Here is a 26,243-nt window from a genome sequence, read left to right on the forward strand (position 1 = left end):
TTGTGGAAAGAGCCGGTTCGCCTCGCTTATTTGCCCAAGTCTTTTTGCAGTTGATCCATGATCTTCTCTGCCGCGCGCCCATCGCCAAACACTTCATGCACTTGGGAGAAATCGACTTCAAATCCGTTGACTGCTTCCAAGATGCGGGTTTGATCTGCACCCACCAAGACATTGGTGCCCAGTTCGACTGTCTCGGTCCATTCTGTTTCGTCGCGCATGGTGATGCAAGGCACTTTGGCGAAGAACGCTTCTTTTTGCACCCCGCCGGAATCGGTCAAGATTTTCTTGGCGTTTACTTCTAATTGCAACATATCCAGATAGCCGATTGGCTCAATCAGCTTCACATTTGGATTGGTGATTTCCAAGCCGAGCGGCGCCAGCTTGCCTTTGGTACGAGGATGGAGCGGCAATACCGCCGGCATCGGCAATTCGTTGATGGCACCGATGATTTGGCTGAGGCGGGCCGGATCATCAGTGTTTTCTGCACGATGCAAAGTGATCAGCACATAACTCCCAGCTTCCAGACCTAAGTCGGACAGGATCGTCGATTTTTCATCGGCCAGGCGGCTGTTGTAACGAACTGCATCCAGCATCACATCGCCGGTCAAGTGAACGCCTTTGGTGATGCCTTCCGTGCGCAGGTGGTTCACCGCCGTCTGCGTGGGGCAGAACAGCCATTCAGACACATGGTCTGTCAACACGCGGTTAATCTCTTCCGGCATCCGCCGGTTGAAACTGCGCAGGCCCGCTTCCACATGGGCGACGGGAATATGCAGTTTGCTTGCTGCAAGCGCGCCCGCCAAGGTAGAGTTGGTGTCGCCATATACCAACACGCAATCCGGCTTCTCTTTTACGATAACTTCTTCCACTTTGGCCAGCATCTCCCCCGTTTGGGCCCCGTGTGATTTGGACCCGACGTGGAGATGGTATTCCGGCACAGGAATGTGCAACTCTTCAAAGAAAACGTCTGACATCGATTTATCATAATGTTGCCCGGTATGTACCAGCACCTCTTGCGCGCGTTCGCGAATGACGCGCGATACGGGAGCCGCCTTGATGAATTGCGGTCTCGCCCCCACAACAGTCAACACTTTCATGTAATTGAAACCTCCTGCATCTCACCAGTCGGAATAGAGAGAATCTTTGTCTGTCCTTTGCTATCATAACACAGGTCGGGTACTTTTCTACAATCGCCACGCCCTCTTATCAAAATAAAAACAGCAACGAGCCCTCCAAAACGATGGGGTCACCACCGCATTGGCAGTTGATCCACTCCCTTGGTTCAAGCGCGCAAAGTAAAAACCCCCCGCCTTCATAGCGGGGGCTTTCTTATCACTCAGGTTCGATCAACCCGTATTTCCCATCTTTCCTTTTGTAAATCACATTCACTTGGTTGGATGCGGCGTTGGTGAACACGAAGAAGTTGTGTCCAAGCATGTCCATTTGAAGCATTGCTTCTTCCGCATCCATCGGCTTGAACTCGAAACGCTTTGTTCGCACGAGATCAAGTTCTTCCTCATCTTGCACCGCCACGGGAGCCGCTTCCATCTCCCGCGCATGCTCTTTGTAACCACTGCGGAAGCTTACATCCTGGCGTGCTTTGCGGTTAATCCGCGTTTTATACTTGCGGATCTGCCGCTCAAGCTTTTCAACCACTAAGTCGACGGATGCGTACATGTCCTCGCTGGATTCTTCAGCACGGACAATCACCCCAGGGAAGGGAATCGTCACTTCCACCCGATGCTGATCTTTGATCACAGCCAAAACGGCGTGGGCTTCAGTCTCGCCGACATCCTCAAAATACCTTTCGAGGCGGCTCAGCTTCCGCTCCACAAATTCATGCAACGCATCTGTTACTTCAAGGTTATGACCACGGATGACATATCTCATAGAGAAATCCTCCTTCCGCTTTGTACTACTTCTATTCCCCGAATTTGATAAAATCCCTCCTCTTTTTTTAAAAAAATACAGAAGAAAATTAAGGAAATCTTAAATAAACACACATAGAATTGTAATATTATTCAAAAATAGCAACTCGCGCTGGGCTTGAGCTTTCTTTTTTTCGGAAATTAAAAAGCCCCCCAGAGCAAGCTCTAGGGAGCGGGAAATTCGTTGTTTCCAAAGCGAATTACTTTTTCACAACGTTTGCAGCCTGTGGTCCACGGGAACCCTCTACGATTTCAAATTCAACTTCTTGACCTTCTTCCAGCGACTTGAAGCCTTCCATTTGAATAGCGGTGTAGTGTACGAATACGTCTTCGCCACCCTCACGCTCGATGAAGCCATAGCCTTTTTCCGCGTTAAACCACTTGACTTTGCCTTGCATAAAACACAATCCCTTCTCAAATCGTAGTCGTCGCATAAAGAACGCACTCTTATGCCACTTAACTATACCATTTGTCTAAAAATACTGTCAAGGTAGTACTTTAAGCCTACAAACGGGCGCCACCTTTTCTCAAATGAGCGCCGATAGTCAGATAAAGCAAATTGAAAATGACATGGGAACGTAGGCCCTTAGTCAGCATAGGCATCACAACACTTTACTCAAAAACGTCTTCAAGCGTTCGTGTTTAGGCCGGGAGAAGATCTCGGACGGCGAACCTTCCTCAACAATTCGGCCATCATCCATAAAGATGACCCGGTCGCTCACTTCACGGGCGAATCCCATCTCATGGGTGACGACGACCATCGTCATCCCTTCCTCGGCCAATTGTTTCATCACGTCCAACACTTCTTTGACCATCTCCGGGTCCAAAGCAGAGGTCGGCTCGTCAAACAGCATCAACTTAGGTTCCATTGCCAACGCCCTGGCGATGGCAACCCGCTGCTTCTGCCCGCCCGACAACTCGCCGGGAAAAGCTTCGGCCTTGGACCGCAATCCCACTTTATCCAACAGCGCCAACGCTTTGGCCTCAGCTTGCTCTTTCGGCCATTTGCGCACATGAATCGGCGCCAACGTGATGTTGTCCAACACGTTTTTATGCGGAAACAATTCAAACTGCTGAAACACCATCCCCACTTCTGTGCGAACGCGGTTGATATCCGTCTTGGGGTCCGTCAGGTCAAACCCGCCGACCACGACACGACCTGAACTCACTCGCTCCAACAGATTAAGACAACGCAGAAAAGTGCTTTTGCCGGAACCGCTGGGCCCAATCACACAAACCACTTCTGATTCTCCGATTTGTACATGGATGTCTTTGAGCACATGATGATCGCCAAACCGCTTATTGAGATTTTCTACTTGGATCATTTGTCTCACCCTTTCCGTCCGTTTGGATCTAACCGTCTTTCCATATAGCCCACCAGACGGGATAACACCAGGGTCAGCACCAAGTACACCAAAGCCGCGGTAATGTAAGGGGGCCATCTTACAAACGTGTTCTTGGCCGTGGCGAACGCCGCATATGTGATGTCGTTGACGGCGATGACCGTGACCAGGGAGCTATCTTTGAGCAAAGCGATAAACTCATTGCCTAACGGCGGCAACATGCGTTTAAAAGCCTGGGGGAGAACAACCAGCTTCATCGCTTGCCGATAAGTCATCCCAAGCGAGCGCGCCGCTTCCATCTGTCCTTTGTCAATCGATTGAATGCCACCCCGGAAGATTTCGGCAATGTACGCCCCAGCATTTAGCGACAGTGCGATAAAACTGGAAGTCGCAGCGTCAGGCGCAGGGAGGCCGAGCAGATCTTGGAACAACGCCGGCAATACGGCAAAATGAATAGCCAAAATTTGGAGCAAAAGCGGTGTCCCCCGGAAGAGATCCACATAGGCGACCGCCGGCAGACGCAACCACGCTTTGTCCGATAATCTCATCAATCCCAATATAAGTCCGATGAACAAGCCCGCTGCGACCGCCACCACGGTTAGTTGAATGGTCATCCAAAGACCACGGATGAACAACTCCTGGTATTCTACGATGACAGACCAATTCCACTCCATAGTTATCCACAACCCCCTTCACTTGAACTCATCTCTTTTCAGTTATTAACAGACTTATCCACATTATCCACAACGTCCACAGGCAGTTTTCCACACAATTTGTAAACAAGTTATCCACAAAAACAAGGGTTGCGCATAGGAGCAACTGAAGTGACCGTCACACGGGTGCGAAAACGATGATTTGTCCCCGTTCTCCCTCCGCTCAATGCTTGTCCCCCGTAGTAAAATTGGCTTTGCGCCGTTTACTTGTGGTCACCAAAATATTTTTGATAGATTTTGTCATACTCGCCGTTCTCTTTTACTTTTTTCAAGCCTTCATTCAGCTTGTTCAGCATATCTTTGTTGCCCTTTTTCACGGCCATTCCGTATTGTTCAACCGGCAAGGAAGTATCCTCCACAATGTTGAATTTGCCTTCGCCCAATTTTTTATTGAACTCCACCACCACAGCACTATCGACTACCACAGCATCCAAGCGACCGATCTGCAAATCATTAATGGCCGAAGGCGTTTCGTCGTAAGCCTTGATTCCTTCATACGTCTTGCCAAACACTCCTTGGACAACTGCTTCTCCCGTAGTGGCTGCCTGCACCCCGATCTTCTTCCCTTTCAATTCATTCAGCGTCTTGATATTTGAATTTTTCGGCACCAGGATATATTGCTTGGCGTCAAAATAAGGCGTTGTAAAATCAACGGTTTGTTTGCGGTCATCAGTAATCGTAATCGCCGCCACACCGACATCCACTTTGTCCCGGCTGAGCCCTTCAAAAATAGCGTCAAATCCCATATGAGTGATTTGCACTTCCATTCCCACGGCTTTGCCAATGGCGTGAATCAGTTCAGCATCAAATCCGCTGATTTCCCCATTTCCCTCTTGAAATTCAAACGGAGGAAACTCGGCATTGGTACCAACCTGAATCACATTGTCTGCTTTCGTTTGCGACTGCCCCCCGCAACCGGTTAGCAAACCGGACAGAATCACTGCCAACGCCGCGAACAGCATCCCTTTTTTTCTCATCGCCATCTCTCCTTTTTTAATAATGAATATCTAATCATTGCAAAATATCGTGCCCCAACAAGTCGTTTGAATGGATTTATTATACATTTGAATGGTTATTTATGCAATAACAATACTTTTCCATTCATGTTCACACCTTCACAAAAACCCTTTTTGCATGACCATTTTCCTGTTTCTGTATATCTGCAACCCGTCTCTCACCCTCTCTTATAAGTATGCAAAACACCCATTCGCCCCAATTGCTTTTGCCCCTTCTCCCTACAAACAACAAACACCCCGGCCAAGTGTACTCTTGGCCAGGGTGTTGTTTTCATTACTGGTTTACCAGTTCTTTTAATTGTTTGCCTGGTTTAAAGGCTGGGACTTTGCTAGCTTCAATCGTAATTTCTTCTCCCGTTTGGGGATTGCGGCCTGTCCGCGCTGCCCGTTCACGCACTTCAAAATTACCGAAGCCGATCAGGGTCACCTTCTCACCTCCGCTCAGCGCTTCAGAAATCGTTTGAAAAACGCTGTCAATGATCAGGCCCGCCTCTTTCTTTGTTTTTCCCGTGCTTTCCGCTACACGTTCAATCAATTCCGTTTTGTTCATGTTCAACTCTCCTTTAATTTAGGTACTGTCTATGAAAATGCCTATCATAAGGTGTTGACGAGTTAGATCGTTTCTATACCTCTTTTATCTAGCAAACGTCACGGAACAGACTTTTTTCACGCCAGCCTGCCGCAACGGTTTCGCACACTCTCGCACGGTCGCCCCCGTCGTGTACACATCATCGACAATGAGAACAACCTGATTGGCCAATTGCCTCTTCCACGCTCCGTCCGCGAGGATCACACTTCCTCCCAGCGCTGACAAACGTTCTTCGCGCGTCCGCTTGCTCTGGTAAGCTGTATCCTTGTTTCGTACAAGCAAAGGGCACACGGGCAACCTCAATCTCCGTCCCACTTCATCCGCCAGCTTCTCCGCTTGATTAAATCCCCGCTGAATCAATCGCTCTTCATGAAGAGGCACAAACGTGACGAGTGAAATGTTTTCTCTGGCGTAATGCACCCGCGCCACTTCAGCCATCCACCGTCCCATCGGCGTCGCCAAGCCCTCTTTGCCGCGATATTTGAAGAGCCGCACCCACGCCGCCACTTGTTGGGTGTAGGCAACGGGGCTTCGATTCATCACCCTTTCCTCTTCAGCGATCCGAACGCAATCAAAACAGACGTCCGCCGATGGCGCTTTATCAAACCCGCGGCCGCACACTTGGCAGATTGGCTCCCTGATTGGCTGCAACGCTTCCAAGCAAACTGGACAAAAGCGCTTTTCCGGAGGCGCGAATAAACGAGCCTGCATCGGAGTGCCGCAAAACCAACAAGCGGATGAAGGCGGAAACAGAAACGACCACCACTCCTTCAATGTGAATACGCCTCTTTTTGGAGAAATCCTTCTTTTGCCGCCCAATGATTTAGCTGCTTGATCTCTTTCAGCGCCTTGATCTGAGCCTCGGTTCGTTCTTCCGCCACAAACCACACCTCACCCTCTTGATAGTCAGCCCGTCGCCCCACCCGGCCCGCAATTTGCACTAAACCTGCTCGGTCGAATACAGGATGGTCGGCGCCTAACACAAGTACATGCACGCGCGGTACAGTAACCCCACGCTCCAAAATGGTCGTGGTAACCAGCCATTTGCGGCTGCCATCCCTAAACCGTGCCACCTCTTCTTCCCGGTCGGGCTGCGCGGCGTAAACACCGGCGATCTCTTCCTGCGGCCAGCCCTGGCCGATCAACCACGTCACTACAACCTTCACATCCTGCACGCGGGGCACGAACAACATCGCTTGTCCAGATCGCGCCTCCACCTGTTTCAAAAATTGCTTCACAACAGGGATTGGCCGATACCGCCTCAGCTTGCGCCACAATCCCCACACCACCGCCAACCGGGGTTCGGGGAGGGGGAAGCCATGGTGACGTGCTGGCAAAACGACACATGGCAACCGCCCTTGTTTCGCTAAACTTTGCCATCCAGCCGGTGGCGTCGCCGTCAACAGCACTTGTTTGCCCGATGGGGCCAAGGCTCGGTGAAGCCCCTGTTCCAGCGCATGGTTGCCGTACAACGGAAACGCATCAACTTCATCGACGACCATCCATTCAAACGCCTGTGCAAATCGCCACATCTGATGCGCCGTGGCGACAACCACTTCCCCGGTGAGCCAAGCATCCGCCGAACCGCCATGCAACGCCAAGACACGAACCCGATTGAACGCTTGCCTGATGCGCGGTGCCAGTTCAAGCACCACGTCTTTTCTCGGGGTCACCCATGCCACTTTCTTTCCTGCCCGCAAAGCTTCTTCCAACAACGGGAACATCATCTCCGTCTTGCCTGCTCCCGTCACCGCCCAGACAAGAACCTGCCGCGCCGAGTCGCACAAGTGCCCTCTCAACTCTGTCACTGCCCGCCGTTGAGCTACAGTGAGCGAATGTCGGCTCGCACCAACCTGCACTTCAGGCAATGACGAAACGGCGCCTGAAGCCCGCCCCGGTGTCTTTGTAAACAGAAAAAAAGGCGTACAGGTTCGAGAACGGCCCATAATCAGGCACGTTTCACAGACGACACAATGTTCTTGGCAACTGGCGCAAGCTCGCACTACCAATGTGCCCCCACCTGCTCCACACCGTTCGCATCGCCAATGCCAAGCTGGCCGGGCGCTGTCAACTCCCGGCCGCATATCGCATTCCCCTTCCAATATCAGCCATTGCAACACGCGCAGCAATCTTTCTGAAGCATCTGTTTGCCCATGTTTGAACAACAACGCTTCAATCTCTTCCAACAGTAGCGCCCTGCCTGTCAAAAGCGGTATCCACTTCTGTCCGGTCTGTTTCACTTCATCCCAATCCCTGTCAGTAAGCGCCGGCAGTGGTGCCAGCCCCGTTTTCATATGGTGCGGCAGGCTTCGTTTGCGGATGAAGGCGGCGGCCAACCCAACCGAACGGGTTGCGCCTAACCAAGTGATCTGCCGGCCCCGCTCCCGCCAATGCCGCTCATCTACTTCAAGGGCTAGACTCATTCGCCACTCCTCGTCTCCTGCCACCTGATAAAGGGCAATCTCCATCAGAACCTCCTTCGATCGACATAATTTACCATTATTTTGCAATAAACGGACCATTTCCTTTTTTGCGCATTAAAAAACAGGCCGTATCGGCCTGTACGCAGGTGATCCATATGACCCGAAAAATGAATCAACTCTCCCGTCTCTTGTCCTTTATACCAACCATCGCTCTGGCAAAGCTACTGTCATGCTTCACGCTAAATTGCGTTCCGATTCATTGTCCCCATTGGCTTCCATTTTGCGCAAATCAAGCACCACCAGTTTTTCCTTGCCCTGTTCCTGTGCCTGCAACCACTTTGAAATGGCCTCATCTGTCTGGTGCTCCTCATCTATGTGCAAAACTTCCAGATGAGGAAAACGATGTATCAACCGTTCGAGGATCGCCTTGGTATCATCTGTGGAGCCTGTGTCGATGCAAGTGATTTTGCCCGGTTTGCCTTTGGCATCCTTCCAACCATGATATGACCGGATCATCCATTCAACCGCTTGCTGGCTGTTTTCCGTGATGAGCACAAGATGGACAGCCTTGTTATGATAAGTGTTTCCATAAAAGTTGGGAATCGTTTTTACCAAAAAAATGACAGCGAAACAAAGGGCTGCACTCCATAGAACCCAATGTTCCATCACATCGCCCCTCCTCTTCTGATCATTCTATGCGAGAAAGGCAGGGTTTGTGTGCATACCTACGACTAGGCTAAATCAGTTGTACCCATCCATACTTCAAGGCAAGCAACACAGCTTGTGTGCGATCCTGGACGTTTAATTTATAAAGGATGTTGCTAACATGGTTTTTTACTGTTTTTTCACTGATATACAAATGTTCACTGATCGCTCGATTATTTTTTCCCTGTGACATCAACCTCAAAACTTCCATTTCCCTATATGTCAACACTTCTTGCCATGAGAGTGGAGGAAGCGAAGCGTAGTGATAATACATCGCCCCCTCCATCCGGCTAAGGCGACGCAGTTCATTCACTAACCGTCCCATCATGATCGGATGGATGTAAACGCCTCCATGAGCGATAACGCGAATCGCTTCTATCAAGGAAGCCATCTTTAGATCCTTCAATAGATATCCTGACGCCCCGGAGCGAATCGTTTCTAGCGCATACGGATCCGCGCGTTCAGACAAGATAAGGATTTTTGTGTGAGGAGCCATTTGACTCAGACGGTACGTCGTTTCCACCCCGTCAACACGGGGCAAATGCAAGTCCAACACCACGAGATGGGGTGCCGTGGTTCCACAGATCAAGGGGACATCGTAGCCATCCATGCATTCCCCAACCAACACCATGTCTTTCTCCTTTTCCACCGCTTGCTTCAATGCTTGGCGGTACTCCGCATCCGCGTCGGCAATAAATACGCGGATCGGCAATGACAGTTCTGTCTCGGGGCGATTCCCGTTGCCATGTCCAGTCTGTGGCTTCCTCTCTTGCAAAGGGCTCACTCCCTTCTCATAATATTCGCTCTTATTTAAATTTTATCACGAAAAGATGAAACTAGAAACTGCAAAGAAACCCGGATCAAACACAAACAAAGGAATTCGCGGATATAACCGCTAACCCTTGCTTTCAATAAACAAATGGAAATTCGACCTTTCTGCCAACCTCTTGTTGTTTTTACAAAAAAACAGCTGGAATGCTGGCAATTGCGACATGCATTTGACGTCAGAGCTACTAGGTGTCAGTACAGGCCTTTCACCGATTGCATTTTTCAGCGCCATGTTATACTTTTAGCCTAGATGTAATTATTCTGAAAAGGTGAGCAATCGTCAACCCTTACTGACAAAATTACCCGTCAAAACCTTTCCCTTATTTATTTATCTTCATGCACCCTCCGCCCCGAAAAATAATTTTCCATCCAGACTCAAAACTTGAAGCCTCTTATGCAGACAGGAGTGAATCCCCATGACCTCTCATCATGTACATACCGTTTCTGCTGAACCGCGCATCCACCGACGGAAATTCCTCAAGCTGTCCCTTGCCCTTGGTGCGCTCTGTCTCGGCGCGCCGCTTTATGCTGGCATCATTGAAGTAAGCTGGCTGGAAACAACTCGCCTCACTCTTCGCTCGCCGCGCCTGCCCACTTCATTTGACGGGATGCGGATTGTACACATCAGCGATCTGCATTTTGGTCACCACTTCGATCTCTCCCAGTTGGACGTCATCATCGGGCGTGTAGAAGCACTTAAGCCAGATCTGCTCTGTTTCACTGGCGATCTGATCGACGATCAGCTTTTAATCACGGAAGCTAAGAGCATCTCCCGCCGATTTCAACAATGCAACCCGCCGCTCGGCAAGTTTGCCGTACTGGGAAACCATGATTACTTTGGAGACGTGGCGTTGGTCAAACAAGCCCTAAGCGATGGGGGCTTTCATGTGTTGATCAATCAAGTCTACCCACTGGTCAAAGGCACGGATACCCTCTACCTGTCCGGATTGGATGACCATATGGAAGGGCAACCCGACTTGGAAGCGGTGCTGGCCCAATTGCCAAATGACCCCCATGCCTTCCACCTCCTCTTGGCCCATGAGCCTGACTCAGCAGCAACCCATCGCACAGCTCCCATCGATTTGCAATTGTCCGGGCACAGCCATGGCGGGCAAATCCGTTTGCCTTTTTTGGGAGCACCGATCACTCCTCCTGGGGGCCGACGTTATCCGGCAGGTCTCTACCGGCTTAATGAGCGGTTTGCCTTGTACACCAACCGCGGAATCGGCACCACCATCCTCCCCTTGCGGTTCTTGTGCCGGCCGGAGATCACCGTCCTTGAATTAAAAAGGGGATAAACAAAGCAAACGAAAAAGCCCAATGTCAAAATGACATTGGGCTTTTCAATTCGCCTTACAGCACAGCTGCAGCGTCTGCTTTCAATGCTTCCGCTTTATCCGTTTTCTCCCATGGCAGCTCCACATCAGTGCGGCCGAAATGACCGTAAGCAGCCGTTTGGCGATAGATCGGACGGCGCAAATCCAGTTGGCGAATAATTCCGGCTGGACGCAGATCAAAGTGCTTTTTCACCAGCTCCACCAATACCTCTTCGCTCAGTTTGCCTGTGCCAAAGGTTTCAACGCGGATGGAAACAGGGCGGGCAACGCCGATCGCGTAAGCCAATTGCACTTCGCACTTATCAGCCAAACCGGCAGCCACGATGTTTTTGGCAACGTAACGCGCTGCATACGCGCCGGAACGGTCCACTTTGGTCGGGTCTTTTCCGGAGAAGGCTCCACCGCCGTGGCGAGCGTATCCACCATATGTGTCAACAATGATTTTGCGGCCGGTCAAGCCAGCATCTCCTTGCGGCCCACCGATAACAAACCGACCGGTGGGGTTGATGAAGAATTTAGTCGCTTCGTCCATCATGTCCGCCGGCACGATTGGATTGATCACATGGGTTTGGATATCTTGTTTAATTTGATCCAAGCTGATGTCTTCCGCATGTTGTGTTGATACCACAACCGTGTCAATGCGCACGGGCTTGTCGTCTTCATACTCCACCGACACTTGGGTTTTTCCGTCCGGGCGCAGGTACGGCAGGGTGCCGTTCACACGGACTTCATGCAGACGGCGAGCCAATTTATGTGCCAAAGAGATTGGCAATGGCATCAGTTCGTCTGTTTCATTGCAGGCGAAACCAAACATAAGACCTTGGTCGCCAGCGCCAATCGCTTCGATTTCGTCTTCGGTCATAGACCCTTCACGTTTTTCCAGCGCTTGGTCAACCCCTTGCGCAATGTCAGGGGATTGCTCGTCAATCGAGGTCAGCACCGCGCAAGTATCCGCGTCAAATCCGAATTTGGCACGGGTGTAACCGATATCGCGGATCGTTTGACGAACCAGCTTTGGAATGTCCACATAGCAAGATGTGGAGATTTCACCCGCTACCAACACCAAACCGGTGGTCACGGATGTTTCGCATGCCACGCGGGCATTTGGGTCTTTTTCTAGAATTGCATCCAGAATGGAGTCGGAGATTTGGTCACAGATTTTATCCGGATGACCTACGGTTACCGACTCAGAAGTAAATATGCTGCGTTTTTTCTCTGCCATTGGTTTTCCCCCTTCGCGCAATCAGTCGCAAATAAAAAACCCTTTCCATCGAGGAAAGGTGCTGTGTTCTCCTTTTGATAACATCCTCGAGACTTTGTGGAGCAAGTCTTCTGCCTTCATCTTCATCTGGTTATAAGGAGACGAGTTCTACATCATCAATAGAATAACCTAAAGACCCTGCAATTACAACTAAGATCTATGGGAAAACAACACTTTTATATGCATCACGTCGCCCCTTCCCGAGCAAGGTGTATACAGGCCATGTTCATGGTGCCGGGCAAGCGGCATCACGACCTGCGGTTGAGCGACCTATTAATCTTTTTTATTTTTGTGGCGTGTACCGGATCACCACATGGTAGGGACGATCCGCTATATTGCCATCGTAATCGCTAATGCAAATCCGGTATCTTCCCGGACCCACCCGAACCCGAATTTCTTCCTGCTCCCCTTCGTCTCCCTGGTCTTCTTGCACATCTATACGCCCCGCAAAAGGATGTTGCAACACGGGGTCGAACCGCGGAGTCAAAGGCCGCACTTCGAGTGTGAGTCGACCTGGCTCGGCGATCCGCAATTCCAACCAATCCCGGTCGTTATGCCGATCCATGGTACCCTCAATGATTTGAATTCCCAGTCTGACAGAAATTACCGCTGCTTGGTCGGCATCATCGTTGGGCTCCATCGCATCGGGGCCGAGGAGATCTTGGCTGGTCAAGCGATAATGCGCCTCCCTTTTATCCAGCCCTTCCACTCTGAGCTGCACATGGCCCACTTCCACCGGAAATCGCACGTTTCCTTGCCTTGAGATTCGCGTGCGGCAGAGCGTACGCCCCCGCTCATCATACGCTTCTAGCAACAACTCGGGAGCCGGCCCTTGCACAGACACTTGCAGTTCCAACCATCCTTTTTGATGGATTTGTTGCTCAAATAGGTCCGGATCGCCGCGCCGGCTCACTCCGTACACTTCTAAGCCACTCGCGATGGGCTTAGCTTCCTCCTTGCGGTCATTTGGCTCATAGGGATCTGGATGCAATGTCCCGCGAATCGCTTGAGCGGCATCTACCTGCCCGTAGCCCATCTGCTCATCCCAACGCCAAGCGGAAGAAGTAGGCCGGCGGGCGGTCTGCATCAAGTGCTGCCTCACCTCTGCCGGTGTGTATTCGGGATGCAATTGCCATACCAAGGCGGCGACAGCAGCCACTTGCGGAGCAGCAAATGAGGTTCCATTCTGCATGAGCGGATTTTCTTCAGGTGTCAAGCGAATATTTTCCCCCGGTGCGACCAAATCAATTCCCGGCCCCCAATTGGACGTGGGGTCGTGCCGGCCGTCCTGGGTAACGGCCCCTACCGCTAGCACGGTGGGATAAGCCGCTGGAAAGTACAACGGGTGATCAAATGCCAAGCGCCCCTGTTCATCATACTTGGCGTTGCCCACCGCCGCTACGATCAACACACCTTTCCGCTCCGCCTCGGCGACAGCCTCTGCCAACGCTGGGTGGTGACGCCAACTTCCTTGAGCCAACACGATAATTCGGGCCTTACGTGAGATCGCCTCTCGGATGCCGGCAATGGTGCGGCTCATTTGGCCATCATTGCCATCTTCCATCACTTTGACCGGCATGATCCGACCTTGCCCCATGGGCGTTCGCCATTGCCCCGCTCCCCACACGGAAGCGATGACTCCTGCCACTTTCGTTCCATGACCCATCCGGTCGTGAGGTGGTTCATCGGGAAAACGAAGATTAACTCCAGGTACCAAATAGGGTTGCAACAGGGGATGCTGCAAGTCGACTCCTGTGTCCACGACCGCTACCACCAGCGGGTCCGTCCCCAACGAATCACTTCGCCGCATGAACGCTTGCCATGCCTCCGGCGCTTTAATCTGCTCCAGAAACGGAAGCCGAAACGCATCGGGTTCTTGCGCTGGCAACGGCTCTGGCTGACCTGCCTGCTCCCGCGCCCGTTCTGATCCGTCAGATGAAACAGAGCCCATGACAAATACAATCGCAAAGATCGATCTCGCAAGCATTCGGACAAATGTCATCGCTCTCACCAAAAAGTCCTATTATTTTCAAAAACAGCACCACAAATCGGGTGGAATATGTCGAATAAATCCGATAGAATAATTAGTTGTAAACAGCTTTCATTATTGTTTTTAAGTTTGAATTTAATTGTTTGTAGTCTAGTAACATTCTAAATAGAAAGAAAAATATCCTTTTATCAAGAAAGACAGGAGAGGTCACTAAAACCAAACGGCAAGTGGGGATTCAAAGATGCAAAGAGTAAACGACAGCCGCATTGACCGTGTCAAACAAAAACGGCGCAAAAAATGGACATTCCGTATCATTTCCATCGTCACTGTCCTCGTGTTAGGATTCGGGCTGTACTTTGGTTCGCAAATTTGGGGCGTATTCGCCAACGGTGGCAAAGATCTCAAAAAGTCCGACCTGCGCGAAAAAGAAGTCGAAATCAAAAACGAACCATTCACTGTGCTTTTGCTCGGAACCGACCAGCGGACGACACGTCCCAATGATTGGCGGGCTGATGTCATGATCGTGGCTGCCATCAATCCCAAAACCAAAACGGCTAAAGTCGTAAGCGTTCCACGCGACACCTATATCACCATCCCCAACTCCGGTGGTGTAAAAACGAAAATCAACGCGGCTGCATACTATGGTCGCCAATCCGGTGTGGGCGATGTGGAAAACGTTCGCAAAACCCTGGAAGAATTGCTTCATGTGCCAATCGACTACTACGCACGCATCAATTTCCAAGGGTTTGAAGACATTGTGGATGCATTAGGCGGCATTCAAGTGACTCCCAAGTTCAAATTCACCCAAGCGATGATCGGTGGAGGCTACGCCAAGTTCTATCCAGGAAACACTTACAACCTCAATGGAAAAAAAGCACTGGCTTACGTGCGGGAACGGCATGAAGACCCCCGGGGCGATCTGGGGCGCAATGAACGGCAACGGGAAGTCGTCGCCCAACTGATCGACAAACTGGCCAGTTTCGACGGGGTAACCAAGTTTAGCGAAGTGTCGAAAGCGGTTGGCAAAAACTTTGAATACAGCTTTGATATCACCGATTTCCCAGCTCTGGTGAAGATTTACCAAGGGATTCCGAAACAGAACATCGAAACCATACAAATAAAAGTATTTGACGATAAAGTCCCTGGTTCCGGCGCAGTGTTGCGCATTCCTGAAGAAGAGAAACAACGGATCAGACAACTACTGCAAACGCAATTGGAGTACAAGCCCAAAGAAGGGCAATTGAATAATGAGAACAGTGACGTTGACGGCACAACAGACAGCGGGAGCGATGGCAACTAGGGAGGCCATCACTCCCTTTTCTTTTCCATCCATATGCGGACAGCAACACAAATAGACGAAGCACGTTTACAAACTACAAAACAAAGGGAATGATAACGATACAAAGGCTTTTAATCCCGGCAGATTAGGCGCAATATTCCGCCTTCTTTTATCACATCCGAAAAACCCCCGGCTTCAGCAAATACCGCAAAGAGAGGTATGTGCCATGAACAAAGTGGATCAGCGCCGCGCCCTGCGCAAACGGCGCAAAAAATGGTTCAAATATTTGACCGTAACAGTCATCCTGTTGGTGTTGGGCTTCGGCATTTACTATGGATCCCTGCTGTGGGGAGCCTTGGCCGACAGTAGCAATCGCTTGGATACCTCAGCCTTGCGGGACCAAGAAGTAAAAATCAAAGAAGACCCGTTTACCGTCTTATTGATCGGCACCGATCAACGCACTACCCGGCCCAATGATTTTCGGACCGATGTGCTGATGCTGGCCGCGATCAATCCGAAGACACAATCGATCCTGTTGGTTAGCATTCCCCGGGACGTCTATATGACCATCCCCAATTCCAATGGTGTGAAAACACGCATCAACGCCGCCCCCTTCTACGGTAGGCAATCGGGGGTGGGTGTGGTCGAAAACACGCGGGAGGCTGTGCAAAATCTGCTTCACATTCCCGTCGATTATTATGCGATGATCAATTTTCAAGGGTTTGAAGACATTGTCGACTCCTTAGGTGGAATCGATGTCAACGTGAAGCAATCTTTCTCACAAGCGATGATCGGTGGAGGCAAAGCGGTCTTCCGGCCGGGAATGATGCACTTAAATGGCAAACAGGCCCTCGCCTATGTACGCAATCGCAAAGATGTCGCCGGAGGGGATTTTGCCCGCAATGAACGTCAGCAAGAAGTCATCGGCCTGTTGCTGGACAAATTGGTCAGTTTTGATGGCATCAGTCAATTTTCAAAGATCACATCCGCGCTCGGTAATAACTTCCAACATGGGTTTCGGTTGGACGATATCCCCGCCTTGATCAAAGTGTATCGTGAGATACCCAAACAAAACATCCGTAGCATCCACATCAAAGTGGTCGACATCAAAGTTGGTGGCGCGGATATGCTTGACATCCCACAGTCTGAAAAGAAGCGAATCCGCAAATTGCTCCAGCAACAATTGGAATATCAACCGAAAGCGGAATGGCTCGACCAAACCGATGATAACCTCGCATCTGATGTAACAAATTAATCACAAGAATGTCAAATTTCTTCAACGCCCTGTCCATTGCGCCTGTAAAGAATTTTACTATAATCGAGTTATAATCTTTCCCCGTATCTAAATTCTCAGTATGCATTTTTATATATAAAATCTAAATACTAAAGTTACCAAGACTAATTCATTCATGTAAGGAGCAGACAATGTCATTTGATAAACAAACAACACCTCCCCACAACAACCGCAAGCGCCTAATTCAGCGCATCGCCATCCTTCTTCTGCTTATTGTGGTCGGTGTCGGAATATATTTTGGCACCCAACTCTGGGGCGTCTTCGCCAAAACCGGAAAATCATTAAAAAAATCCACTTGGCGGACGGAAAAAGTGGTCCTCGAGGAAAAAGACCCCTTCACTGTGTTGTTGATCGGTACGGACCAGCGTAGCACCGACCCTAACAATTGGCGTTCCGATGTCTTGATCTTGGCCGCTGTCAACCCTAAAACCAATTCCATCAAATTGATTAGTATTCCCCGGGATTTCTATGTCAAGATCGCTAATACGAATGTAAGAACGAAAATTAACGCCGCCGCAGCTTACGGTCGGATGAAAGGGATCGGCGAAGTAGAAAATATCAGACAAACGATAGAAAACATTTTCCATGTTCCCATTGATTATTATGCTAAAGTAAACTTCAAAGGCTTTGAAGATCTTGTTGATGCTTTAGGCGGCGTTGATGTCAATGTGAAAAAGCCATTCAAACAACGTGCGATCGGCGGAAAAATGATTGTTTTTGAACCAGGACCGCGCCATTTGAACGGCCCTGAAGCCTTAGCCTATGTACGCAACCGTAAATCATTTGCTGAAGGGGATTTTGCCCGTAATGAACGCCAACGGGAGGTTATCTCGCAACTAATTGACAAAATGACCAGCATCGACGGAGTTACCAAGTTCAACCAAGTTACCAAGGCCGTGGGTAATAACTTTGACCATAGCTTCCATTTCAAAGAGATCCCTTCTCTGATTAAAACATATCAGCAAATTCCCAAAGAAAGAATTGAAACCGTCACCTTTGAAGCCTATCCTAAAAAGTATGCCCGCTCCGGTTCGGTCGTCATCATTCCCAAAACGGAAATTCAACGGCTTAGCCAAATTCTGCATCAACAATTGGAGTACAAGCCTGATGATGACATGATTAATAAGACCGAAGGGGAAGAGATCGAATCCCCTGCTAATCGTTGATAAAAAGAAAGCGATGGCCGGCCATCCCGGAACCATCGCTTTCTCTTTGGCCTCTATGCCCAATTCCCCTATAATAAGGTGGAAGGGTGTGAAACGAACGATGAAACCAGACAGCTATCTAACCATAGCCCCTTATGGGGAAACAGAAATTATCATCCAGAAATCTCGCTTCATTTGCCGTGCTAAACATGTGGCAACCGAAGCGGAAGCCGTCCAATTCGTACAGGAAATTTCCAAAAAGCATTGGGATGCGACCCATAATTGCTACGCTTATCACATCACCGAAACCACGCAGAAATCCTCCGATGACGGAGAGCCTGCCGGAACGGCGGGAAGGCCTATCCTTGAAGTGATCCACGCCAAGCAGTGTCTGTACACTGCCGTCGTCGTCACCCGCTATTTTGGTGGAATCAAGCTGGGCGCAGGCGGATTGGTGCGCGCTTACAGCCAAGGAGCCGCGGCGGCGATTGAAGCGGCTGGGCTCGTCAAACGGATGATGCATCAACAAGTGATAATCACATTTGATTATTCTTTCATGGGCAAAATGGAACATGAATTGCATCGAACCGGTTATCTATTGGAGACGCCGTCCTTTGCCGACAAAGTGAGTTGGGCCGTTTGGACACCACTGGGCGAAGAACAAAAACTGATTGAGCAAGTAACCAACTGGACCCACGGCCAGGCGGTGCTATCGCTCGGTGAAGCCGAATATAAAGATGTGCCCCTTTAAAGGTATCTAGATGGGAACATCATCGCGGCTTCCGCTACTGATTAAACAATGAAGAGCCACACCCTGTAAATGGGGTGTGGCTCTTGCAACTTTAAAACGCCGGCACGACAGACCCGTTATACTTTTTGAGGATAAAGTCTTTTACCTTTTGGGAAGTGAGTACCTTCACCAATTTTTGAACGCGTGGATCATTTTCATTGCCTTTTTTCACGGCCAATACGTTGACGTACGGAGAATCTTTTCCTTCAATAAACAGAGCATCTTTCAACGGATTCAGTTTTGCTTGCAAGGCATAATTGGTGTTGATCACTGCGAAATCGACTTGATCCAGCATACGTGGCAACGTCGCAGCTTCCAGCAGCTTAAATTGCAGGTTTTTTGGATTTTCTTTGATGTTTTTCAGCGTTTTGTCACCTTGACGGTTGTCCAGCTTAATCAAATTGTTTTGATCCAACAGCAGCAAAACACGTGTGATTTCACTGGTTGCGTTAGGCAGAGCGACTGTGGCTCCGTTTTTCAGTTCACTGATGTTTTTGATTTTGTTGGAATACGCCCCCATCGGCTCAATGTGAACCCCAGCCACTTTCACCAAGTGATACCCTTTTTCTTTGTTGGTGGCTTCCATCCAAGGAATGTGTTGAAAGAAATTGGCGTCGATCTGCCCTTCTTCCACACTTTTATTCGGCAACACATAATCTTGGAACGCTTGGATCTTCAACTCCACTCCCTGCTTTTCCAATTCCGGCTGAACAAACTTCAGAATTTCCTCATGTGGAATGGGCGACGCCCCCACCGTCAACACTGCTGATTCATCTTTCTTTCCGCAACCCACGCCAAACGCGGCCACCAATGCGACCAAACCTGCCGCAATCCATCTTTTTATTTTCATCATTGCCATCCTCCCATGCATCAACTTATTTAATAAAATCGATCGGATTAGACGGATTATGTCACGTCTATTTGCCCTGACACGGGGAATTCCCGCTTCAATTCCGGCTCTTACCCTCTATTCACCGTTTGTCCAACCGACGAACCAACCAATCCCCTACCATTTGAATGAGCTGTACCATCACAACCAACAGCAAGCCGCAAATATACAACATGCCATCATTGAACGATTGGAAACCGTACCTAAACGCAGCATCTCCCAAACCACCTCCGCCAACAATCCCTGCCATCGCCGAAAAGCTAATCAAGGATACGCAAGTGACGGTTAATCCGGAGACAATGGCCGGCATCGCTTCTGGCAACAGCACTTTCCAGATAATGTGCAAACGGGAAGTCCCCATCGCTTGCGCCGCTTCAATCACCCCACGGTCAATTTCCCTTAAAGCGGTCTCCACCATTCTGGCGTAAAAAGGTGCCGCACCAGCGATCAAAGGCACAGTTGCTGCTGTGGGTCCGAGCGTGGTTCCCACCAAAAACTCCGCGACAGGAAATAAGAAAAGGACAAGGACAATAAACGGTACAGCGCGGAAGATATTCACAATCGTGCCCAATGTTCGTTGCACCCATACATTCTCCCAAAAATAACCGCGATCCGAGACGGTAAGCATCACACCCAGAGGAATTCCCAGAAGCGCGGTGAACAAAGTGGATATGCTCACCATATACAAGGTTTCCCCCAGCGCGACGGACACTTGATTCCAATCAATGCCGGTCAACATGCCCGTTCACCTCCATTCAACACTTGGCGCACGGCCAGCACTTGCTCCTCTGTCCCATCAACTCTGACGCGCAAGCGGTCATCCTGTTCTCCCGCAATGGCTCCGCTGACAACACTGAACCGAATTCCATGCTTTTTAGCCAATGTCACCAACTTATCTGCATCAGCAAGCGGCAATTCAACCACTTCCCCTGATGTGTCATCGTCTTGGATACTTGGCTGCAGCTCTTTGACAAACTGTTTGGTCAACGCCTGTTGTGGTTGGCTAAAGATGGAGGAGACCATGCCCGTTTCCACGACCCGGCCGTTTTCCATCACTGCCATCTTGTTGCAAATCTGCCGTACCACACTCATTTCATGCGTGATTAATACCAAGGTGATCCCCATCTCCCGATGAATCTCCTTGAGCAGTTGCAAAATGGATGCCGTGGTTTCTGGATCTAGTGCTGATGTCGCTTCATCGCACAAAAGGATATCCGGCTCATTGGCCAAAGCCCGTGCAATACCGACCCGCTGTTTTTGTCCTCCGCTCAACTGGGAAGGGTATGCGTCAGCACGTTCAGCTAGTCCTACCCGCTCCAAAAGCTGATCGACTCGCTTGCGAATCTGTTCTTTCGGCAACCCTGCCACTTCTAGCGGAAAAGCCACATTTTCGCGAACCGTTCGCGACCAAAGCAAATGAAAGTGCTGAAAGATCATGCCGATCTTCTGCCGTGCCTGGCGCAATTCTCTCTCTTTCAGACGGGAAATCTCTTTCCCATCCACGATGACTTCACCCTTTGTCGGCATCTCCAGCCCGTTGATCAGCCGCAACAGTGTCGATTTGCCCGCACCGCTATAACCTACGATGCCGAAGATGTCACCTCGGTTGATCGTCAACGTCACCCCGTCCAGCGCAGTCACGACCGAGCCCCCATCGCGCGCCGGATAGGTTTTGATGACTTCTTTAATCTGAATCATTGAGGTTTCACCACCTTTATTATGCAATAAAAAAATCCCTCTGCTCTGAAGATGGCAAGAAGGGATACGTCTATTATTGACACACCTTTCTCTCATCTGTCAGAACGAATCTGCAGGAATTGGCACCTTTCTGATGGTTGTCAGATGGTTGCCGAGGGTTCAACGGGCCTGGTCCCTACCCCTCTCTTGATAAGAGAATGTTGCTGTATTCAATTATTAACATATCAACTATTGAGTTATAAATTATCACAATAAAAGACATTATGTCAATCGTTATTTATGACTGGAAAATCTTAACCATCCACACGGGAGCGATATCCCCTTCCAATGTTACAGGAAACGTTTTTGGTTCACACATTTATCACATTTTTACCACGAGATTACATTTAGATAACAATACGGCTACTCCCCACTAAATCAGGGGCCGCTGGCGTATAATAAAGACAGATCCTCAAATTGAACTGCTGGAGGTGCCCAACATGGAATACACGGTTGTCGGAAAATCGTTTTGGTTTGGTGTGTTGAACGCGACATGTTTAAGTATCCCATTGTGGCTTCTCTTGTACTTCGGCCTAAAGTTGATTTTCTAAATGAGGCAACATCGTTGGCGCACCATTAACAAACTGATTACACCCTGGAAAACCAGGCTGATGGGTATATAAAAACGGGTGGCTTTTGCTAAATCAAAGCAAAAGCCACCCGTTTTCTCATTAGCGCGCCCCATTTCCGGAGATCACGATCCAAACGGTTTTGAGCAAAATGTGAAAATCCATCTTGAACGATTGATTTCTGATGTACTCCAAGTCCAGTTCCAACTTTTCAGCAGGGGTCGCCTCATATCCACCGTTCACCTGAGCCCAACCTGTCAATCCCGGTTTCACCATCAACCGTTTCTTAAATCCCGGAATCTCTTTGTCAAATTGCTCCGTGAACATCGGTCGCTCCGGACGCGGGCCGATCAAACTCATATCCCCGCGCAGGATGTTGATCAACTGCGGCAGTTCGTCAATCCGGGTTTTGCGGATGAACTGGCCTACACGAGTGACGCGCGGATCATTCTTGGCAGCCCACTGCGGACCGTTTTTCTCTGCATCCGTACGCATCGAGCGCAATTTGAAGATGTTAAACGTTTTGCCGTTTAAACCGACCCGCTCCTGTTTGTAGAAGATGGGACCTGGTGATTCCAATTTGATCGCGATTGCCGTCAAAATCAGCACCGGTAGAGTGAAGAGCAATAACCCAATGGAAAATACGATTTCAAACCCGCGCTTAAATGCCAAATAGAAAGAGGCGGGTGTTTTCATTTCTCCGGAGAATGCGCGCGAATTGCTCTCGTAGGCTACTTTTGAACTCATCCGCAAACCACTCCTGCTGTGTATAGTATCAAATCACAATTATTTTCGGCTATCGACTAACTTTACAAAAATGACAGTAACATTACAGCAATGTTTCAAACCGATTACTGTTACCAAGTATACTGTAATCTTTCCACGTTGACAATAGCCGAATTGTGAAAAATGAAATCTTCATGGCCCGTTCTTTCAAGCATGGGGTGTGCGGGTTCGTTATTAGTGTTTACTGTTCCTTGCCCATTTTACGATATTCCTCTTGGTAATATGCGTAAGTTTTGGCCAATCCTTCCCTGAGGCTCACTCGCGGCTCCCAATCGAGCACCCGACGCACTTTTTCATTGTTAAAATAGCTGTGCTTGATGTCTCCCGCCCGATCCGGACCGTAGTTCACCTCATGCTTCACACCTGCGATTTCATCAAAGAGGCGAACCACTTCATTTAAAGACGTGCTAACCCCAGTTCCCACATTTAACACTTCGCCGTCCCCGCGCTCAATCGCACTGAGGTTGGCTCGAGCGATATCCTCGACATAAATGTAGTCACGGGTCTGTTCACCATCACCAAAGATGGTAAGCGGTTCACGGCCCAGCACCTTGTCGATGAAGATGGAGATCACGCCCCCCTCACCACGCGGATCTTGGCGCAAACCGTAAACATTGGCATAGCGCAAAACGGTGTAATTCAAGCCGTACAGATGATGGTACACCGACAGGTAATGCTCCACCGTATATTTGGAAACGCCATATCCGGACAAGGGGCCGATCGGATGGCGCTCATCCACAGGAAGGTAAGCAGGCGTGCCGTACACTGCGGCCGAAGAAGCGTAGACCACTTTCTTTACACCAGCCTTACGGCAACCCTCCAACAAATTGATAGAGCCCAAGATATTGATGTTGGCATCCAGAGACGGATTGTCCACAGAGGTATTCACATGGATTTGCGCCGCTTGGTGAATAACCACCTCAGGCCGCTCCTGCTCCATTACTGCATGCAAATCAGGACTGGTAATATCTACGTTGTAAAAGACGGCATCCGGGTTGACTTGACTCTCTTTTCCGGAAGAAAGATTGTCCACAATCACTACCTGATCTCCGCGCGCAATCAACTGATCGACAATATGGGAGCCAATAAACCCGGCCCCGCCGGTCACTAACACTTTCATTGGATGAACCCCTCTCTCATAGACGCGATGACTTGTTTTCTTTTTGAACCTACTGCGAATCCATTTTGCAAAGCAAAAGAGGCGGTGGCGGATTTGGTCGTCAAGCGCTTGCAAAAAGCTAAATCAAGCCAAGCGGATGCCTCTGATCTCCGCCATGAAGATGCCCCTTATGCCTATCTTATCAAGTTAAGCCGCAACATATTTGAACAAATGTATGAAACATCATATAATGATACCTATCCAAATGTTGGAAACGGAAGGGGCGTCCTTGTGATACGATGGTTGTTGCGCTTGCTTTGCACTTTACTGCTGGCAATCATGGGGGGCGTCGTGTACTTTGGTTACCACATCTGGTCGGCAGCGGAACGGGTGTATGAACCAACTTCCTTGTCCAAATCGGCGTTGCGTTCCCATGCGGTGGACATCGCCAAAGATCCTGTTGCCCTGTTGCTTGTGGGGGTGGATGAACGCCGGGGGGATCAAGGACGAGCCGATTCAATCATTGTGGCTACGATCAACCCTCATCAAAAAAACATCATGCTAACCCACATCCCCCGCGACACGCTGGTGGACATCCCTGGAAGGATCAAACGGGACAAAATCAACCACAGTTACGCCTACGGTGGCATTGACTTGACAAGGAAAACAGTGGAGCAGTTTCTCCATATACCGATAGATGGCTACGTCAAGGTAAACATGCAAGGGCTGAAAGACATCGTGAATAAATTGGGAGGCGTTGAAGTGAAAGTCCCCATGTCGTTTCGCTTTGGCGGACACCAGTTCAAGCAGGGAATCATGCGATTGAATGGGGATCAGTCCCTCGCCTTCGCCCGCATGCGCAAAAGTGACCCCCGTGGAGACTTTGGCAGGATGAAACGGCAACAGGAGCTGATTCGCGGCATCATCCATCAAAGCACTTCCCTCCATTCCCTCACTCAGTTGGATGATGTCTTGGAACACCTCAGCACCAATGTCAAAACAGACATTACCCCGGTTCACATCCTGAAGTTGCAACGACTTTACGCCAATCTGCCCTCAGAGCAATTCCGCTCCTGCGAAATCAATGGGAAAAACACCAAAATTAACGGCGTGTACTATTTTCAAGTGAGCAAACAGGAACAACAGCGCATTCACCGCCAACTGGCAGAGCACATCGACTGGCAACCCGTCGGGCAGTAAAACGCGCGTAAGCAAGAAGGAACCCCCGTCTATGCGTAGACAGGGGTTCCTTGCTTCGTTCAACTTGATGTGACTGTTTGCGTACCCAGCAATCCGGCATAAAGGGCCAATAGTTTCCGTTCTTCCACATGCCAGTTATACACTTCTTCATGCGCCTTGCGGCCATCTTCACTCATCTGCTTGCGCAATTGCTCGTCCTTCAAAATGGTTGTCACTTTCTCCGCCATCTCTTTCGGATTGAGTGCGTCAACGGTGAATCCGCAACCGCTTTTCTCTACAATCTCACGCCACATGGGAAAATCGGTCGCGATCAGCGGCAAGCCGGCAGCCATGTATTCAAACATTTTAATCGGCAGGGATTCCCGATAGTTCTCGATAGGATGCAGGCACACCAATCCCACTTTGCCCTTGCCCAACCACTGCTTCACATCCTCAAAGGGCACACGTCCGTGCAAGGTAACCCGCTTTTCTTTGAGCATTGCTTCGTCCTGATCTTCCGGCCGAATATGTTGCAGGGGACCAATAATGTGCAATTCCGCTTGCAATTCTGGTGGGATGTAATCCATCATCTCAATCATTTCACGATAACCGCGCAGATAAGAAACCCCGCCCACATACAAAATCTTGTTGCCCTCGTCCTCCGTCTTCTCCACGGCGGGCATCGGCAACGGATAATTTTTAATCACTTCCGTCCGTTTGGCACTTGCAAACTGGCGCGCAATGGACTCCGTCGCCGTCACCACCGCCGACAACTTGCGGGCCAACCCCTTTTCCACCTTGTGAACGAGCTTGGACAAAGGTCCGCGCACACCGGCAGGAATCCATGGCTTGGTATGGATTTGTTTTGGCAAGTCCTCATGTGAGTCATAAATGACGGGACACCCTGTCCGCCAGGCGATCAATACGCCCCATGGCAACAGCTCCGGATCATGGAAGTGAAAGATATCGGCCCCGCTCTTCAGCGCCCGCCGATAAAGCACCCAACCGTTCATAAGCCGCTTCCACTTCTTATTCACCCGCTTGACGCCGACAATCCGCACACCATGCTCCAGCCGCTCCTCAAAATCGGCCACGGCATGCAACTCCACATGATATCCCTCCTCCGCGAGGGACTTGGCTTGTTTATGATAAATACGCGAATCGTCGTATGGATGAACCGAACTGAATATCATTACTTTTGCCGCCACTAAAAGGTACTCCTTTCATTTACGCCAATATCCACGAATCAACCATCTCTTTTCTCTAAATTACATAGTACAAAAAAACGTTGCAAATGAATATGTTCTCAATGATCTTTTCCTCAGTTCGTCACTTTCGGTCAG

The 26,243-nt window shown here is 49.8% G+C and carries 25 protein-coding genes and 1 riboswitch; of the genes, 6 read left to right on the top strand and 19 right to left on the bottom strand.

The genetic code is table 11. The features are described from left to right. Positions 1 to 26 precede the first annotated feature (26 nt). From wecB to NYR52_RS15655, 11 genes are all read right to left on the bottom strand, one after another. Positions 27 to 1,097 carry a non-hydrolyzing UDP-N-acetylglucosamine 2-epimerase gene (wecB, locus tag NYR52_RS15605; RefSeq protein ID WP_132221665.1) on the bottom strand — a complete coding sequence of 357 codons (1,071 nt, stop codon included), beginning with the start codon at positions 1,095 to 1,097 and terminating at the stop codon, positions 27 to 29. Positions 1,098 to 1,332: 235 nt separating this feature from the next. Then, positions 1,333 to 1,890 (bottom strand): ribosome hibernation-promoting factor, HPF/YfiA family, encoded by a 558-nt coding sequence (gene hpf / locus NYR52_RS15610; RefSeq protein WP_102993599.1) that lies wholly within the window; start codon positions 1,888 to 1,890, stop codon positions 1,333 to 1,335. Positions 1,891 to 2,128: 238 nt separating this feature from the next. Beyond that, a complete protein-coding gene (cspD, locus tag NYR52_RS15615) occupies positions 2,129 to 2,326 on the bottom strand; it encodes a cold-shock protein CspD (protein WP_029071979.1) in 198 nt (65 codons plus the stop codon). Positions 2,327 to 2,530: 204 nt separating this feature from the next. Next, positions 2,531 to 3,253, bottom strand: coding sequence for an amino acid ABC transporter ATP-binding protein (locus NYR52_RS15620; RefSeq protein ID WP_132221667.1), 723 nt, complete (start codon positions 3,251 to 3,253; stop codon positions 2,531 to 2,533). A gap of 5 nt (positions 3,254 to 3,258) precedes the next feature. Further along, on the bottom strand, positions 3,259 to 3,945 hold the full coding sequence (locus tag NYR52_RS15625; RefSeq protein ID WP_022737440.1) for an amino acid ABC transporter permease: 687 nt from the start codon (positions 3,943 to 3,945) through the stop codon (positions 3,259 to 3,261). A 242-nt stretch (positions 3,946 to 4,187) separates the two neighbouring features. Continuing rightward, the gene (locus tag NYR52_RS15630) at positions 4,188 to 4,961 is read right to left on the bottom strand and encodes a basic amino acid ABC transporter substrate-binding protein (protein ID WP_158283312.1); all 774 of its coding nucleotides are present in this window, start codon (positions 4,959 to 4,961) and stop codon (positions 4,188 to 4,190) included. Positions 4,962 to 5,274: 313 nt separating this feature from the next. Next, on the bottom strand, positions 5,275 to 5,550 hold the full coding sequence (gene hbs / locus NYR52_RS15635) for a non-specific DNA-binding protein Hbs (RefSeq protein ID WP_022737438.1): 276 nt from the start codon (positions 5,548 to 5,550) through the stop codon (positions 5,275 to 5,277). Positions 5,551 to 5,634: 84 nt separating this feature from the next. After that, positions 5,635 to 6,363, bottom strand: coding sequence for a ComFC family protein (locus tag NYR52_RS15640; RefSeq protein WP_132221671.1), 729 nt, complete (start codon positions 6,361 to 6,363; stop codon positions 5,635 to 5,637). Then, positions 6,360 to 8,057, bottom strand: coding sequence for an ATP-dependent helicase ComFA (locus NYR52_RS15645; RefSeq protein ID WP_259436009.1), 1,698 nt, complete (start codon positions 8,055 to 8,057; stop codon positions 6,360 to 6,362). Before NYR52_RS15645 ends, NYR52_RS15640 begins: the two co-directional genes overlap by 4 nt. Positions 8,058 to 8,246: 189 nt before the next feature. After that, positions 8,247 to 8,678, bottom strand: coding sequence for a glycosyltransferase family protein (locus tag NYR52_RS15650; protein ID WP_022737435.1), 432 nt, complete (start codon positions 8,676 to 8,678; stop codon positions 8,247 to 8,249). A 70-nt stretch (positions 8,679 to 8,748) separates the two neighbouring features. Continuing rightward, positions 8,749 to 9,492 carry a response regulator transcription factor gene (locus NYR52_RS15655; protein ID WP_022737434.1) on the bottom strand — a complete coding sequence of 248 codons (744 nt, stop codon included), beginning with the start codon at positions 9,490 to 9,492 and terminating at the stop codon, positions 8,749 to 8,751. Positions 9,493 to 9,961: 469 nt separating this feature from the next. On the opposite strand from NYR52_RS15655, the gene NYR52_RS15660 reads away from it, so the two are divergent. Next, positions 9,962 to 10,843, top strand: coding sequence for a metallophosphoesterase (locus NYR52_RS15660; RefSeq protein WP_022737433.1), 882 nt, complete (start codon positions 9,962 to 9,964; stop codon positions 10,841 to 10,843). 55 nt (positions 10,844 to 10,898) lie between these two features. On the opposite strand, the gene metK is transcribed toward NYR52_RS15660, so the two are convergent. Both metK and NYR52_RS15670 read right to left on the bottom strand, forming a co-directional pair. Further along, on the bottom strand, positions 10,899 to 12,104 hold the full coding sequence (gene metK / locus NYR52_RS15665) for a methionine adenosyltransferase (RefSeq protein ID WP_132221677.1): 1,206 nt from the start codon (positions 12,102 to 12,104) through the stop codon (positions 10,899 to 10,901). A gap of 322 nt (positions 12,105 to 12,426) precedes the next feature. After that, positions 12,427 to 14,145 carry a S8 family peptidase gene (locus NYR52_RS15670; protein ID WP_259436010.1) on the bottom strand — a complete coding sequence of 573 codons (1,719 nt, stop codon included), beginning with the start codon at positions 14,143 to 14,145 and terminating at the stop codon, positions 12,427 to 12,429. A 229-nt stretch (positions 14,146 to 14,374) separates the two neighbouring features. Here NYR52_RS15670 and NYR52_RS15675 point away from each other — a divergent pair, with 229 nt between their 5' ends. The 4 genes from NYR52_RS15675 (at position 14,375) to NYR52_RS15690 (ending at position 18,602) form a co-directional block, all read left to right on the top strand. Then, on the top strand, positions 14,375 to 15,433 hold the full coding sequence (locus tag NYR52_RS15675; protein WP_259436011.1) for an LCP family protein: 1,059 nt from the start codon (positions 14,375 to 14,377) through the stop codon (positions 15,431 to 15,433). A gap of 205 nt (positions 15,434 to 15,638) precedes the next feature. Further along, positions 15,639 to 16,667 (top strand): LCP family protein, encoded by a 1,029-nt coding sequence (locus tag NYR52_RS15680; RefSeq protein ID WP_259436012.1) that lies wholly within the window; start codon positions 15,639 to 15,641, stop codon positions 16,665 to 16,667. A gap of 170 nt (positions 16,668 to 16,837) precedes the next feature. Beyond that, positions 16,838 to 17,872: an LCP family protein gene (locus tag NYR52_RS15685; protein WP_259436013.1), complete on the top strand. Its 1,035-nt coding sequence runs from the start codon at positions 16,838 to 16,840 to the stop codon at positions 17,870 to 17,872. Positions 17,873 to 17,972: 100 nt separating this feature from the next. Further along, entirely contained in the window at positions 17,973 to 18,602 is a 630-nt protein-coding gene (locus NYR52_RS15690; RefSeq protein WP_035952298.1) for a YigZ family protein, read from the top strand. Positions 18,603 to 18,693: 91 nt separating this feature from the next. Here the strand turns inward: NYR52_RS15690 and NYR52_RS15695 are convergent, their stop codons facing one another. From NYR52_RS15695 to NYR52_RS15715, 5 genes are all read right to left on the bottom strand, one after another. Beyond that, a complete protein-coding gene (locus NYR52_RS15695; RefSeq protein ID WP_132222042.1) occupies positions 18,694 to 19,485 on the bottom strand; it encodes a MetQ/NlpA family ABC transporter substrate-binding protein in 792 nt (263 codons plus the stop codon). Positions 19,486 to 19,612: 127 nt separating this feature from the next. After that, a complete protein-coding gene (locus tag NYR52_RS15700) occupies positions 19,613 to 20,269 on the bottom strand; it encodes a methionine ABC transporter permease (RefSeq protein WP_022737425.1) in 657 nt (218 codons plus the stop codon). Further along, positions 20,263 to 21,228 carry a methionine ABC transporter ATP-binding protein gene (locus NYR52_RS15705; RefSeq protein ID WP_132221687.1) on the bottom strand — a complete coding sequence of 322 codons (966 nt, stop codon included), beginning with the start codon at positions 21,226 to 21,228 and terminating at the stop codon, positions 20,263 to 20,265. The genes NYR52_RS15700 and NYR52_RS15705 overlap by 7 nt, the downstream gene beginning before the upstream one ends. 89 nt (positions 21,229 to 21,317) lie before the next feature. Further along, positions 21,318 to 21,424, bottom strand: a riboswitch (SAM riboswitch). 514 nt (positions 21,425 to 21,938) lie between these two features. Continuing rightward, complete coding sequence (locus tag NYR52_RS15710) at positions 21,939 to 22,583, bottom strand: sugar transferase (RefSeq protein ID WP_022737422.1); 645 nt, start codon at positions 22,581 to 22,583, stop codon at positions 21,939 to 21,941. Positions 22,584 to 22,803: 220 nt separating this feature from the next. Further along, complete coding sequence (locus NYR52_RS15715) at positions 22,804 to 23,742, bottom strand: NAD-dependent epimerase/dehydratase family protein (protein ID WP_132221689.1); 939 nt, start codon at positions 23,740 to 23,742, stop codon at positions 22,804 to 22,806. 270 nt (positions 23,743 to 24,012) lie between these two features. Between NYR52_RS15715 and NYR52_RS15720 the strand changes: the two genes are divergently transcribed. Continuing rightward, positions 24,013 to 24,921 carry an LCP family glycopolymer transferase gene (locus NYR52_RS15720; protein WP_259436015.1) on the top strand — a complete coding sequence of 303 codons (909 nt, stop codon included), beginning with the start codon at positions 24,013 to 24,015 and terminating at the stop codon, positions 24,919 to 24,921. A gap of 59 nt (positions 24,922 to 24,980) precedes the next feature. On the opposite strand, the gene NYR52_RS15725 is transcribed toward NYR52_RS15720, so the two are convergent. Continuing rightward, positions 24,981 to 26,108, bottom strand: a complete 1,128-nt coding sequence (locus NYR52_RS15725) for a glycosyltransferase family 4 protein (RefSeq protein ID WP_054095789.1) — start codon at positions 26,106 to 26,108, stop codon at positions 24,981 to 24,983. Between the last annotated feature and the right edge of the window lie 135 nt (positions 26,109 to 26,243).

It is taken from the genome of Laceyella sacchari, from assembly GCF_024927925.1.
In the GTDB taxonomy this organism is placed as follows: domain Bacteria; phylum Bacillota; class Bacilli; order Thermoactinomycetales; family Thermoactinomycetaceae; genus Laceyella; species Laceyella sacchari.

Coding starts and splice junctions, on each gene's coding strand:
- wecB (WP_132221665.1), bottom strand. CDS start 1,097: ATGAAAGTGTTGACTGTTGTGGGGGCGAGACCGCAATTCATCAAGGCG.
- hpf (WP_102993599.1), bottom strand. CDS start 1,890: ATGAGATATGTCATCCGTGGTCATAACCTTGAAGTAACAGATGCGTTG.
- cspD (WP_029071979.1), bottom strand. CDS start 2,326: ATGCAAGGCAAAGTCAAGTGGTTTAACGCGGAAAAAGGCTATGGCTTC.
- NYR52_RS15620 (WP_132221667.1), bottom strand. CDS start 3,253: ATGATCCAAGTAGAAAATCTCAATAAGCGGTTTGGCGATCATCATGTG.
- NYR52_RS15625 (WP_022737440.1), bottom strand. CDS start 3,945: ATGGAGTGGAATTGGTCTGTCATCGTAGAATACCAGGAGTTGTTCATC.
- NYR52_RS15630 (WP_158283312.1), bottom strand. CDS start 4,961: ATGAGAAAAAAAGGGATGCTGTTCGCGGCGTTGGCAGTGATTCTGTCC.
- hbs (WP_022737438.1), bottom strand. CDS start 5,550: ATGAACAAAACGGAATTGATTGAACGTGTAGCGGAAAGCACGGGAAAA.
- NYR52_RS15645 (WP_259436009.1), bottom strand. CDS start 8,057: ATGGAGATTGCCCTTTATCAGGTGGCAGGAGACGAGGAGTGGCGAATG.
- NYR52_RS15650 (WP_022737435.1), bottom strand. CDS start 8,678: ATGGAACATTGGGTTCTATGGAGTGCAGCCCTTTGTTTCGCTGTCATT.
- NYR52_RS15660 (WP_022737433.1), top strand. CDS start 9,962: ATGACCTCTCATCATGTACATACCGTTTCTGCTGAACCGCGCATCCAC.
- metK (WP_132221677.1), bottom strand. CDS start 12,104: ATGGCAGAGAAAAAACGCAGCATATTTACTTCTGAGTCGGTAACCGTA.
- NYR52_RS15670 (WP_259436010.1), bottom strand. CDS start 14,145: ATGACATTTGTCCGAATGCTTGCGAGATCGATCTTTGCGATTGTATTT.
- NYR52_RS15675 (WP_259436011.1), top strand. CDS start 14,375: ATGCAAAGAGTAAACGACAGCCGCATTGACCGTGTCAAACAAAAACGG.
- NYR52_RS15680 (WP_259436012.1), top strand. CDS start 15,639: ATGAACAAAGTGGATCAGCGCCGCGCCCTGCGCAAACGGCGCAAAAAA.
- NYR52_RS15685 (WP_259436013.1), top strand. CDS start 16,838: ATGTCATTTGATAAACAAACAACACCTCCCCACAACAACCGCAAGCGC.
- NYR52_RS15690 (WP_035952298.1), top strand. CDS start 17,973: ATGAAACCAGACAGCTATCTAACCATAGCCCCTTATGGGGAAACAGAA.
- NYR52_RS15700 (WP_022737425.1), bottom strand. CDS start 20,269: ATGTTGACCGGCATTGATTGGAATCAAGTGTCCGTCGCGCTGGGGGAA.
- NYR52_RS15705 (WP_132221687.1), bottom strand. CDS start 21,228: ATGATTCAGATTAAAGAAGTCATCAAAACCTATCCGGCGCGCGATGGG.
- NYR52_RS15710 (WP_022737422.1), bottom strand. CDS start 22,583: ATGAGTTCAAAAGTAGCCTACGAGAGCAATTCGCGCGCATTCTCCGGA.
- NYR52_RS15715 (WP_132221689.1), bottom strand. CDS start 23,742: ATGAAAGTGTTAGTGACCGGCGGGGCCGGGTTTATTGGCTCCCATATT.